The following is an 11640-nucleotide window of genomic DNA, read 5'->3' on the forward strand; positions in this document are numbered from 1 at the left end:
CTTGGAATCGGGATCAGAACCCGGTGGGGAACACGCGGACCGACCGGACGGGGACGGTCAGCGAGACCGGTACTCGCGAGGGCACCCGTCGGGGCCCGACCGGGTTCAGGAGCACGTGCGAGCCGGATACCTCCAGGCTGACCAGGCCGGCCTCGGTCGTGCACAACACTCCGCCGAGGACGACATGATCCTGCTCAAGTCGAACCGCGCGACCCTGGTCGGCGGTGAAGCGGCCTGCGTCCTCGTCGACATCCAGCTCGACATCGTGGCGATCCCCCACGGAAGGCAGAGCGGGCGAGCACCACACTCCGGCACCTTCGCCTGCCGCGCACTGGAAGAAGACCACATCGTCAGCCACCGCCGACACCCTGATCTCCACTACCACCCCACCGAGAACAGCCCGCGAACCGCGAGGCTATCCACCAGCCGCCGCTATGTCGAGGATCTGATGGTGACGCCAGCGGCACCGCGCGGACCGGTACGGCCCCTGGCGGCCTTCGAGATGCTGCGCCGGATCCTCGGGTACCCGCACACTTCAGTCGACTCCAGGGACCGGGCGGCGACGTGCTGCGCCTGGCCGAGTCGGAGAACGCCCCCAGGTGGTGGTCGGCAGGCGGGCACGTTGCTGCGGATGCCGTTCAACGGCACGAGGGTGTCCACGACGGTGGTGCGGCGTGAACCAGGTGGACGACCACTTCGCCGACACTGTGAAGCCACCTGATCTGGCTCCAGGTCAAGGTGAAGCCCTGCGCGGCACGCGCAACCACGTTGGTGATCGGCTTGGCGGAGTGCTTGCACCGAGCAGGGTGCCGATCGTCCTGCACGAAGGGCTCTCGAACCCGTACTCCGAGGCGAGCCAGGTGGCCACGGCGATGCGCCTGGCCGCTAAGTGGACATCGAAACCCCGATCACAGCAAGGTTCCGAGACTGGTGGCCGCGATCCTCACTTCCACCTCGGCTTCCGCCGGCGCGAAGGCCCAGGCGACCGACACCGTCCGGACGTTTCTGGTCCGCCGCCCCGACTTCGCCCTCCAGCCTGCCTTGCGCACGCTGTTCGAAGCCACCGGGGACCAGCAGGCCGTGTGGGCTTCCGGTGATGCCACCGGAAGCCCACACGTCGTCGGATGACCGCTGTTACTCGATGATCGTGAAGTTGTGCGTACGGATGCTGGACGTCGACCCGTTCGCGTAGCGCGCCGTGACGCGCAGGACGTAACCGCCGTAGGACGGCGGGGCGTAGGTGATGCTCGCCGTGCCGCCCACGGCGGCCACCGTGTACTCGGTGCCCCGCCGGCGGTTGATGTCGAAGCGGTAGGTGTACTCCACCACGTCAGGCCGGCCCGTGAAGGTGAACATGCCCGGCGTACCCAGCGGCACCCCGTGGAAGCCCTCCGGGTACTTGTCCGACTGCACCGACGGCTGGTCGAAGATCTGGAACCGGTAGGTGGTGGCCGCGGACACCGCGCCCGCCGCCGTCCGGCTGGTCACCACGATCGACTGGTCACCGAGGTGCGTCGGGGTGAAGCGGACGGTCGTGGTGCCGTCCGGACCGACCGGCACCGTCGTCGTGACACCGTCCACCGTGTACTCGAACTCCGTCGACCCGGACCGGATGGCGGTGAACGTGAGCGCACCCTCTCGCCACGGCGAGGACTGCCCCGCGGGGAAGTCCGCCGAGGTGACACCGGGGTTGTCGACGATGCGGAACTGGTGAGGCGTGGGGCTCGACTCGACGCCCACCGCCGTCCGGCTGATCACCTTCAGGTACTGGTCACCGGCTTGTGTCGCGGTCCAGCGGATCGTCGCGGTGCCGTCCGGACCAGCCGGCACGGTGGTCGTGGAACCGTCCACTGTGTACTGGAACTCGGCTGCGCCCGGCTGGTTCGCGGTGAACGTGAGGGTGCCCTCGCCCCACGGGCGTTCCTGCCCGTACGGGAAGTCCGTCGAGGTGACGCCCGGGTTGTCGTGCACCCACCAGCTGCTCGAGCCCGCAACGGTCCACGTGCCCGCCGCGTTGCGGGCGCGGGCGCGCAGCACCAGGGTGCCGGTGCGGTCTGCGGTGTGCTGGACGGTGGTGACGCCGGCGGTGGCGGGAACGGTGTACTTCACCGAAGGCACGTGGTCGAACCAGTACTCGTACTCGGTCGGCGACACCATGCCGGTGGTGAAGGTGAGAGTGGCCGGCCGGGTCAGGGAGTCGCCGGCGATCTCGATGCGCGGTGCCGCGCCGTCGACGTAGATCTCGACGGACCGCGTCTCCGACACCGCGCCGGCGGCGTTCGTGCTGCGCACCCGCAGCGCCGTGACGGAGTTCGAGTCGGTGTCGACCGGCGACCAGGTGAAGCTGCCCGTGCCGTCGGCCGCCACGGGCACGGTGACCGGAGTCGAGTCCGGACCGTTCCAGCGCGAGAACCAGTAGGTGTAGGACACCGCGTCCGTCTGGCGCGGCTGGAGCACGAACCGAACCGTCGACCCGACGAGCGCGGTCCCCTCGCGGGTGACCACCGGAGCGTTGTCCACCGTGAACCGGTGCTCTCGTTCAGGCGACGAGACGCCGTCTGCGGACGTGCTGCGGACCTTGAGCGTGTTGTGGCCGCTGTGCGTCGGCGCGTAGACGACGCTCGCCTTGCGGTTCGCGTCGGCTGCGACAGTCGTCTCGGGACCATCGTCCACGCGGTAGGTGTAGCTCGCCACGGAGGTCAGGTTCGAGGAGAAGTCGAACCGGCCGGGAACGCTCACGCCGCCGTTGGGGTTGACGTACTGGTCAGAGTACAGGTCGGACCACACGAACGGCCGGTTCTCCAGGACCGCGAACGAGTACGACTCGTCCGACTGCGAACGGTTGCCCGCGCGGTCCACGGTGTTCACCGTGACGTAGTCGCTGCCCGTGCGGACCGGCGTGTGAGTGATCGACGCCGGACCGCCAGGCGCGGTCGGGACGGCCGTGGACCACTGCTCGTCGCTCGCGAAGCGGTACTCGTAGGCGACGACGTCGTCCGAGGTCGTGGTGAAGGTGAAGGCTCCGGGCACGCCGTACCCGCCGCCCGGCGTCGAGCCGCGCGGGTAGACCGGCGAGGACGTGGTCGGCGACGTGGGTCTGGTGCGGTCGATCGTGAAGTAGCAGGGCGTGGTCTCGGCGGACGCGGCGGTGCCGTCGAGGGCCCGTACCGTCCACGCGTGCGTGCCGTCCGCGGCCAACGCCCAGTCGTTGGCCTGCGCGACGACCTTGCCGTCCGCGCCGGCGGCCCGCTGGAGCGTCTCCCGCGCGGCGGGGTCTGCGACCGGCCAGTGCGCGAACTCGGCGGTCAGCGCGTCGCCCGGGTCGGGATCGCCGAGCTGTGCGGTGAACAGGAGGCGTCGCGCGTCGTTGAGCCGCTCGGGGTTGAGGTAGGTGCCCGGCGCGGTCGTCGCGCAGCCGCGGTCGGGCGCGATCTGGTGGCCGGTCGGCGTCGCGGGCGCGCGGTTGTGGCTGACCACCAGCTTGAGGTCGTTGGCGGCGGCGCGACCGTAGGCCCGGTTGGGCTCGTGCGCGCGCGGTACGCGCAGTTCGAGGGTGATCGAGTCGTCACCGCGCTGCACGGCGGCGGTGATCGCGGCGGTGAGGTCGGTGTCGATCGCCGCCGGGCACTGGCCGCCGACCGGGCCGGCGGTGGCGAGGAGTTCCCGTTCACGCGGGGGCAGCAGCCACGACGAACGCGAGGTGAGCGCGTCGGTCCGCCACACCTGGAGGGAGCGGACGGCGCAGTTCGCCGCCTGGGTCTCCCGGCCGGAGAGCGCGGCGGACAGCACGGTGGAGCCGTCGAACGCGGTGAGGTCGAAGCGGAAGTACGACCGGCTGACGTGCCACCCGTCGCCCGCGCCGATGGGCGCGTCGCCCTGGTGGCCGAGGTGCACGCGCAGGGGCGTTGCGCGGTCCACGTACCCCCACTGCGCCCTGGTCACGGTGGTGGTCGGCACGTGATCGTCGGCCGACGCCGGTGTGGCGGTGAAGAAGGTGAGCGCGGTGCCCACCAACCCCGTCACGCCGACCACGAGCACGGATCTTCGCCAAGTCGTCACAGGTACTCCCCCTGATCTCAAGTCCACTGGGGAAGATCATGGCAACCGAACCTTCTGTTCACGCCATCGATTTCACCGAAAGTCCACAATCGGCGAGGGCGCCTGCGGCCGTACGCGGGAGCGGGCAGCGCAGGGATGTCACCGTCGGGCGCGCGGGCGCACTGTTCGGAGTCGGCTGGTGTGGGCGGCTGATGTGTTCGGAGTACAGCGGCAGGTGCCCGGCGAGTTCCGCCACCTCACCGTGGGCCCGGTCACGCCGCACCTCCCGGTGCCACTTCGCTGGCGCCCGGCGCAGCAGCCGTCCGATGTGGGCCAGCGCGGGCGGAGCAGCAGGTGGCCGTGGAGGTGGTCGACCGGGTGACCGTCGATCACGCCGGTCACGTACGGACGCCAGTCGGCGGCCGCCGCACGGGTTCGGGCAGGCGTGCGGCGACGTGCAGCAGGTCGCCGCGCAGCACACCCGGTTCGAAGCCCGACGGTAGCCGCACATGGTCCCGATGGGCGGCGACGAACCGACCGAGTTCGAAGTCGTCAAGGCCGGTCGCCGCGCCGCCCACCTCGCGCTGCGCGGGCGGATCTTTTCCGAGGTCACGCGGTCGCGGTCCTGCTCGGTCCGGAACTGCGGCGGTTCGCCCTGCTCGATTTCGGGCTGGTTCGAATTGGGAAGCGCCGACCGGGCGGATCTCACCGGCTACTACCAGGTGGTCGTGGGGTGCCAGGAGTTCGACCGGCCCGACGAGCCCCGGTTGACCTACGAGAACGTCATCGGCCGGCCGGCGACCCCGTTCCCCGGGCTGGGGCCAGCCGTCCACTGGGTCGCGCGGGGTGTGGACGGTCTGCTCGGCGTCGCGAAGGTCCACTTCCAGGAAGCCGAGAACGCGCACGTGGCGGTCGCCGAGGTCCAGGTGCGGCCAGCGTCCCGGCGGCGCGGCGTCGGGACGGCCCTGCTGGCGGCCATCGCGTCGCTGTGCCGCTCCCGAGGCCGCCGGGTGGCCGGTCGTGGCCGGGAGCCCCGCTGAGCCGTGGGCCCTGGGCCTGGGCTTCCGGCCGGTGCGGTCGATCGTGATCCAGGTGTTGGCGGTCGCCGACGCCGACCGGACGTCGTGGGAGGCGGCACCGGCCCCCGGTTACCGGCTGGAGCGGTGGCGGGACACCGCTCCAGAGCGGCTGGTCGACTCGTACGCCACGGCCCGCGGTGCCATCCACGACGCGCCCCTGGAGGACAGCGAGTTCGGGAACCGGAGGTTCCAGACCTCCACCGGGCGGGGAACACCCACATGATCAGGGTCAACCACCAGCTCGGCTTCGTCATCGCCCGGACCCTGGTCGCGATGAACCGGGAGGTCGCCGGTCTGCTGCCGGACGACGTGCCGGCCGGCCACCACCCGAGCGGACGTGATGGGGTGTAGCGGACCGCGCCTCCGGCTTCGCCCGCGCGAGTGCGCTTGCCGCGCGGGGCGAACCGGACGTCAGGGTGCGTACCGGACGGCGGCGGCGACGGAGGCCGCACCCGTCCAGCGGTGGGTGGTGGTTCGGCCGTCGTGCTCGCCGACCTCCACGCACAGGCCGTGCAGCAGCCACGGGTCCAGCAGGCGCAGGGTGCGGGACAGGTTCGGGATCCGGTTGATGCCCAGCCTGTGGTGGGTGGGCGCGCCCAGCATCCGTTCCACGCGGTCGCTCCGGCAGCGCACGGCCGTCCGCTCGTCGCCGGTGTGGCGGACCAGTTCCCGCCGCCACGACGTCGCCAGCAGCAGTTCGGCGCTGTTCCACCGCTGTCGCGTCTCGCCCACGGTCGGCGCGGACAGCGCGGTCCGCTTCGACTGCCGCAGGTACCACGCCACGATTAGGCGGCTGCGGAACCACCGGGCCGCCTGCGGGTCGCCGCTGATCCGGTCCAGTTTGGACAGTGCGGTGGTGCTCGCCGGCGGCAGCACCTTCGCGGGCAGCGGCAGCAGCAGCACCACGACATCGGCGCCCGCGTCGACCTCGAACGGGTCGATCTCCAGCGCGGGCACCGCGTGCCCCGCCAGCGCCGCGCACAGCGACCCTCCGACGCCGTAGCCGGTGCCGTCGACCACCACGACGCCGGTGTGCGTCACGGTCTCCGGCCGCACGGGCACGCGGCGGCGGCGCAGGAACCCGATCACGACGGGCCGGTCATCAGGAACAGCTCCACCAGCACCTGGCCCTCTTCGCCGGACTGCGCGCCGACGTAGGCGCGCATGTCCGCGCGCGACCGGAGCTGGGGGATGTCCACCGGTTCGATGATCGACTTCAGGTGCTCGGACACCACGACGCCGTCCTCCAGCCGGCCGTTGCGCGGGCGGCCGAACAACAGCACCAGGCCCACCTGGGCGTCCGGCCCGACCGTCGCGGTCAGCCGTTCGCGGAACACCTCTACCACGGCGTGGTCGGGCACCACCGGCATGACGAAGGACTGCGGCGTGAGGCGCAGGCCCTGCGGCCGGGGCGGCTCGGTGGTGGTCGGCGGGGTGGACGGGCTCGCCACGTCCGCCGCCGGCCGGATCTTCGGCACCTCCGAGCCGATCACGATCACGACCAGCAGCAGCGCGAGTTCGGCGAACAGCCACCCGGCGGGCCCCAGCGTGCCGCCGTCGGGCTGCCGGCGTCGCCGCCGCATCAGGCGGCCGTCCCCGGGTCGTGCCGCTCGTCGGGGTGCCGGAGCCCGTCGGAGACCATGGCGAGCCAGTTGACCCCGTCCACGGTGGCCCGCAGCTCGTCGATCGTCTTCTCCAGCAGCGCGGAGGTCCGGTCCAGCGAGCCGGCCGCCCCGGCGACCACGTCGGCGACCGCCGTGAACGGCTGCTGGGCGGCGGCCAGCGCCTCCCGGTGCCGCTCGTGCCGCTCGGCGACCGACCGGGCGTCCGCCAGCTGCGCGTCCGCCCGCTCCAGCACCACCCCGGACTGGATGACCGCCTCGCGGGCCGACTCCGCCGCGCCGGACACGTCGGTCACGACCGTCGCCAGCGGTTCGAGCTGGGTGCCGATCAACCGCGCGGTCTGATCGAGGTCGCGCCGCACCTCGTCCAGCTTCGCGGCCTGCGCGCCCAGTTCCGGCAGCGCGGTCACCAGCCGCTCGACGCCCGCCACCAGGCGGTCCACCACGGCGGTCGACTCGGCCAGCTTCACCGTGGCCGAGGTGAACAGCTTCGCGGCGGCGCCCAGCTCGACGGCGGCCTGCCGGGTGTGCTCCTCCACCTGCACCGGGCCGAGACCGGCGCGCAGCACGGTCAGCGACGGCAGCAGGTCGACCTCCAGCCGGTGCACGACCCGGTCGATCTCGTCGGCCCGGCGCTGGGCCTGGGCGGGCTTGCGGTAGACGTGCATGATCACCAGCACGGTGACCACGATGGTGATCGACAGGCCGACCGGGCTGCGCCACATCGGCTGCGCCAGCCAGTCCGCGAAGAACGACGACGGCCCGGCGGCCGGCGAGGACGCGAACTCGGTGACGTAGGCCCATTCCGCGTAACCGAGGAACGCCCACGTCACCACGACCGGCAGCAGCGGCAGCGTGCTGCTCGGCCGGTCGACCGGGTGGTCGGCGATGCCGCGCAGGTAGCCGGGTTCGCGCAGCCGCCACAGGTCGGCGTCCCGGTCGACGGCCGACGAGCCGGCCTCGGCCTGCTTGGCCTGCTGGACGGCGGCCCGCAGCACCGCGTCGAGCTGCGCGAGGTGCGCGGGCCGGTGCCCCGGCGACGTGCCCGCCACCCGGTCCAGCCGGGTGGTCGCCGCGCCGACCAGGCCCTCGAACTCGGCGGCGGCGGTCTGGGTCGGTGCGGTCTGGGTCGGTGCGGTCACGGTGTCCTCTCGGGGGTGGGCGACCGGTCGAACAGGCCGTCGATGATCAGGTACAGCGCGGCGATGCCGCCCACCACGACGAGGGCGATCAGCAGCCACCGGACGTCGGGCCACTTGAGCCAGGACGGCAGTCCGGACAGCAGTCCGCGCTTGGCCGGCCGCTCGGCGGCCCCGTCCTCCTGGTGCCAGTCCGGCAGCGAGCCGGTGCTGTCCTCACGCGACCCGGGTTCCGGTTCGCGGGTGGCTGGCTCGGGTTGCGGCACGGCGTGGGCCGCCCGGTTCGCGGCGGTCCGGTGGACGTCCGACTCCAGCCGCACGGCCGCGTCCCGCAACACCTTCCGCTGCGCCGGCGGCGTGAGCCGGTCGAAGTCGGAGCGCAACGCCTGCACCAGCAGGCCGGTGGGCAGCTGCCGGTCGAGCCGGTCGAAGTGCGCGACGCCGGCGGCCAGCACGGTGCCGCCCAGCGACGGCCCGGCCAGGTTGTGCGCGGTGAGCAACCACTTCTCCGCCCATGCCGGGCCCTGCCCGCGCCCCAGGTCCAGCACGCGCGCCAGGACCTCGCCCTCCCGGCCCGCGCACAACCGCATCAGCTCGACCGCCACGGTCGGCGTCACGGTGCCGAGCCCGTCCAGGACCGCTTCGACCTCGCGCCAGGTGTCCGGCGCGGCGTCGAGGAACGCGCGTGCGGTGGGGCTGAGCGCCTTGTGCTGCCGGATGTCCGCGACGATCCGCGCCGTCGGCACGCCGTAGATGCCGACCGACGGGTCCGCCGGCGACACGCCCAGCTCGGCCAGCCACGGCTCGTGCACCTGGTGCAGGTCGGCTCCGTGCAGCGGACGCCCGTCGGCGATCACGTAGTCGCGGACGAACTCGGCCATCCGCGCCCGGCTGTCGAAGCGGGCCCGCAGCAGCCGCGCCAGCGTCGTGGACCAGCCCGGCACCTGGTCCGCCGCCGGCGGGAACAGCGCCGGGTTGGTGTGCGGCGCGGCACCGACGTGGACGTCGAGGATGCTGTCGAACAGGACCTCGGTCAGCTCCACCGGCAGCGACTTCGGGCCGGCCAGCTCGGCGATCGCCGCGGCGGGCGCGTCGGCCGCCCACCGGCTGAGCACGCCCCGCCCGTGCCCGGTGGTCAGCCGGGCGTCGCCGGCGGCCAGCAGCACCGGCACGTCGGACTCCTCGAAGTCCAGCTCGCGGGCGGCGACCAGGTCGACCAGCCCGGCCAGCGACGGCACCTCCAGGTACCGCTGCGGCAGCGCCTCGCCGCGGGTGGCCAGGGCGGTCAGCCACGCCACGACCTCGGCGGTCTTCGGGTGCTTCACCGCCCGCTTGCCGTGCTGCTCGGCGGCGCGGTCCAGCCACGAGCCCAGGCCCGCGTTGCCGCCGGGCAGCCGCTGCGGCCACCGGCCGGTGACCGGCGGGCTGGTGTCCCGCACCGCCCGCCGGACCAGGTAGGTGGAGAACACGTGCCGGCGCACCTCGGCGGTCGGCAGCAGCGCGATCACCGCGTTCAGGGTCGCCGCCACGTCCACCGGCTCGCCGTCCACCACCACCGCCTGGGCGTCGGCGAACAGCGCGGTCAACGCGGCCGACAGCGCGGTCCGCGCCACCGGGCGCAGCCACCGGTCGGACGGCTCGGCCGTGTCCGGGTGCCCCAGCAGGCCGTCCGCGCCGACCCGGCACACCGCCCAGTGCCAGAACTGGGCCGGGTCGTGCGAGGCGGGCGCGAACAGGAACTGGCACATGCCCGCCTGGCCGAACGCGCCGCCCCGGCCCTGCACCGCGAAGCACCAGTGCGGCACCGAGTCGATCCCGACCTGCCGCAGGCTCCACATCGGCAGCAGGTGGCCGTCTTCGGCGGGCTCGTCGCGCTGCGGCACGTTCGTCAGCAGCTTCGTCGCGACCGCCGTGTACGCGGCGGGCGGCGCGGCGCGGCCGTCACCGACGTTCGGCACGAAACCGCCGCCGGTCAGGTCGCCGTACTCGACGAGGACGTAGTCGGTCATGGCCGCAGTCTCCCCAGCAGGTTCAGCAGGAGTTGGGACAGCGCGCCGGACCGCGCGGTCAGGTCGGTGAAGTGCCCGGTGCCCAGCGGTTGGAACGACTCCGCGCCCTCGCCGCTGGGCACCGGCACCTCGCCCAGCGGTGAGCACAGGAAGAACCGCAGCTCGCGCCAGTCCTGGCCGAGCATCGAGGCGATCTGCTGGCCGAACCCGAGGCCGTAGGTGATGCCGCAGGTCAGCGCCGACATCACCAGGTCGCGCACGCGCAGCACCCGGGCCTGGCCGACCACGAGCGACTCGGTGAGGTGCCGGTCGAGCGAGGGCAGCGGGATCTGGCTGGGCGGGAACAGCGCGGACGGCTCGCCCGCCTCCACCTTGACCAGGTCCCGGCCGCCCAGGTGCACCAGGTTCCACAGCGCGTGCGGGTCGCCGTAGTGGGTCACCAGTGACCCGGCGATCTGGAGCGCGGCCTGGTTGCGCAGTTGCACGTCGTACTGGTTGTGCAGGATCGGCGCGACCACGTTGTGCGCGGCCTGGTCCAGCGACGTCCGGCCGCCGTCGGACCGGCGGGCGACCTCCAGCAGGTAGCGGGCGACCCCGTTCACCACGTCGCCGGGGCCGTCCGCGTCCGGGCCGCGCCCGAGGTCGCGCAGCGTCCGGCCGCCTTCCAGCGCCAGCCGGAACAGGTCGGCCTTCGTCACGCAGACCAGCACCTGCTGGGTGCCGCCGAGGTCGACGGCGAGCGAGCCGGACAGCTCGGCGAGCTGGCCCGCCACCCGGTTCTGCACCGAGTTCCGGGCGCCGCGCACCCGGTCCGCGCCGGTGTTGACGTCCTTGGCCGGGCGCATGCTGCCGCGCATCACCCGCTCGGCCTGGTCGTAGGGCAGCAGGCCGGTGAAGCCCTTGGTGACCACCGGGTCCACCACCCACATCAGGGTGCCGTAGTTGCGCAGCAGCCGCTGCCGGTCGTCGGCCAGCACGGTCCGCTGGTCGAACAGCTCGCCGGGCAGGTCGGCGATCGCGGTCAGCACCCGGCGGCCGCCGATCTGGTAGCGGCGCACGATCGGCTGGCGGATCCGCTTGCCCCACTCGTTGCCCGCCGCGTGCACGTCGTGGATCTCGTCGATCTGGTTGACCAGGTCGGCGGACACCGTGTCGTTGAGGAACGCCACCGGCATCATCTCGCCGAGCTGCGTGGCGTTCATCGGCCGCCCCTCCTCCTCGGTGCGGGCGTAGTGCCCGATGAGGACGTTGAGCGGGTGCTCCTCCAGCATGTCCGAGGTCTGCGGGTTGATCGCGGTGGTGTCGGGGTGCCAGTCGACCGACTCCAGGCCGGTCGTGGTGAGCTGCTGGCTGAGCGTGCGCAGCACCAGGTAGCTCTTGCCGGCGGCGGTGCCGCCGATCGCGGCGGCCACGTCGAACCGCTCGACGGTCCACTCCGCGTCGTAGCGGGCACCGGCCGACCGGATGCGGTCGAGGAACACGTGGCCGTCGCCGCAGATCCGGTAGTACCAGCGGATCCGCCGCTCCTGGAAGTCCGACGACGCCCAGTCGCGCGCGGTGCCGTAGAGGCCGACCCGCCACTGCATGTCGCCGGGCTGGGTGCCGTGCACCTCCAGCCACAGGCTGGGCGGACGCGGGTAGCCCTCCTCGTCGTGGGACGGCGGCACGCCCAGGTCGGCGTAGCACGCGGGGCACTTCTTGAGCCGGTCGAGGTTGCCGGGGTTCTTCGCCATGGGTGTCCGTTCGTCGCGGC

At 72.8% G+C, this 11640-nt stretch carries 11 protein-coding genes; 4 read left to right on the top strand and 7 right to left on the bottom strand.

Translation table 11 applies throughout. The features are described from left to right. Positions 1-13: 13 nt before the first annotated feature. Positions 14-358, bottom strand: a complete 345-nt coding sequence (locus BN6_RS24095) for a hypothetical protein (protein ID WP_148302994.1) — start codon at positions 356-358, stop codon at positions 14-16. A gap of 572 nt (positions 359-930) precedes the next feature. On the opposite strand from BN6_RS24095, the gene BN6_RS24100 reads away from it, so the two are divergent. Next, positions 931-1128 carry a hypothetical protein gene (locus BN6_RS24100; protein ID WP_041313834.1) on the top strand — a complete coding sequence of 66 codons (198 nt, stop codon included), beginning with the start codon at positions 931-933 and terminating at the stop codon, positions 1126-1128. Between the two features lie 6 nt (positions 1129-1134). Here the strand turns inward: BN6_RS24100 and BN6_RS24105 are convergent, their stop codons facing one another. Then, positions 1135-4059, bottom strand: a complete 2925-nt coding sequence (locus BN6_RS24105) for a hypothetical protein (RefSeq protein WP_015102366.1) — start codon at positions 4057-4059, stop codon at positions 1135-1137. A gap of 497 nt (positions 4060-4556) precedes the next feature. On the opposite strand from BN6_RS24105, the gene BN6_RS24110 reads away from it, so the two are divergent. Genes BN6_RS24110 through BN6_RS49730 form a run of 3 tightly spaced genes read left to right on the top strand, consistent with a single transcriptional unit; the run spans position 4557 to position 5468 of the window. Next, positions 4557-5078 (top strand): GNAT family N-acetyltransferase, encoded by a 522-nt coding sequence (locus BN6_RS24110; protein WP_084672922.1) that lies wholly within the window; start codon positions 4557-4559, stop codon positions 5076-5078. Continuing rightward, complete coding sequence (locus tag BN6_RS24115) at positions 5059-5340, top strand: hypothetical protein (protein WP_015102368.1); 282 nt, start codon at positions 5059-5061, stop codon at positions 5338-5340. The genes BN6_RS24110 and BN6_RS24115 overlap by 20 nt, the downstream gene beginning before the upstream one ends. Continuing rightward, positions 5337-5468 (top strand): hypothetical protein, encoded by a 132-nt coding sequence (locus tag BN6_RS49730; RefSeq protein ID WP_269454274.1) that lies wholly within the window; start codon positions 5337-5339, stop codon positions 5466-5468. The genes BN6_RS24115 and BN6_RS49730 overlap by 4 nt, the downstream gene beginning before the upstream one ends. 60 nt (positions 5469-5528) lie before the next feature. Here BN6_RS49730 and BN6_RS24120 read toward each other — a convergent pair whose 3' ends face one another. Genes BN6_RS24120 through BN6_RS24140 form a run of 5 tightly spaced genes read right to left on the bottom strand, consistent with a single transcriptional unit; the run spans position 5529 to position 11620 of the window. Continuing rightward, positions 5529-6206, bottom strand: coding sequence for a hypothetical protein (locus BN6_RS24120; protein ID WP_041313840.1), 678 nt, complete (start codon positions 6204-6206; stop codon positions 5529-5531). Then, positions 6203-6700: a hypothetical protein gene (locus BN6_RS24125; protein ID WP_041313843.1), complete on the bottom strand. Its 498-nt coding sequence runs from the start codon at positions 6698-6700 to the stop codon at positions 6203-6205. The genes BN6_RS24120 and BN6_RS24125 overlap by 4 nt, the downstream gene beginning before the upstream one ends. Further along, positions 6700-7881, bottom strand: coding sequence for an Mce/MlaD family protein (locus BN6_RS24130; RefSeq protein ID WP_015102370.1), 1182 nt, complete (start codon positions 7879-7881; stop codon positions 6700-6702). Before BN6_RS24130 ends, BN6_RS24125 begins: the two co-directional genes overlap by 1 nt. Next, positions 7878-9887, bottom strand: a complete 2010-nt coding sequence (locus BN6_RS24135) for a hypothetical protein (RefSeq protein ID WP_015102371.1) — start codon at positions 9885-9887, stop codon at positions 7878-7880. The genes BN6_RS24130 and BN6_RS24135 overlap by 4 nt, the downstream gene beginning before the upstream one ends. Next, a complete protein-coding gene (locus BN6_RS24140) occupies positions 9884-11620 on the bottom strand; it encodes a hypothetical protein (RefSeq protein WP_015102372.1) in 1737 nt (578 codons plus the stop codon). Before BN6_RS24140 ends, BN6_RS24135 begins: the two co-directional genes overlap by 4 nt. Positions 11621-11640 lie beyond the last annotated feature (20 nt).

The sequence above is a fragment of the Saccharothrix espanaensis DSM 44229 genome (genome assembly GCF_000328705.1).
Lineage (GTDB): Bacteria > Actinomycetota > Actinomycetes > Mycobacteriales > Pseudonocardiaceae > Actinosynnema > Actinosynnema espanaense.

What these genes read in the sequence shown, in the direction of transcription:
- BN6_RS24135 (WP_015102371.1), bottom strand. Translation starts at nt 9,887, where the DNA reads ATGACCGACTACGTCCTCGTCGAGTACGGCGACCTGACCGGCGGCGGT.
- BN6_RS24125 (WP_041313843.1), bottom strand. Translation starts at nt 6,700, where the DNA reads ATGCGGCGGCGACGCCGGCAGCCCGACGGCGGCACGCTGGGGCCCGCC.
- BN6_RS49730 (WP_269454274.1), top strand. Translation starts at nt 5,337, where the DNA reads ATGATCAGGGTCAACCACCAGCTCGGCTTCGTCATCGCCCGGACCCTG.
- BN6_RS24110 (WP_084672922.1), top strand. Translation starts at nt 4,557, where the DNA reads ATGGGCGGCGACGAACCGACCGAGTTCGAAGTCGTCAAGGCCGGTCGC.
- BN6_RS24140 (WP_015102372.1), bottom strand. Translation starts at nt 11,620, where the DNA reads ATGGCGAAGAACCCCGGCAACCTCGACCGGCTCAAGAAGTGCCCCGCG.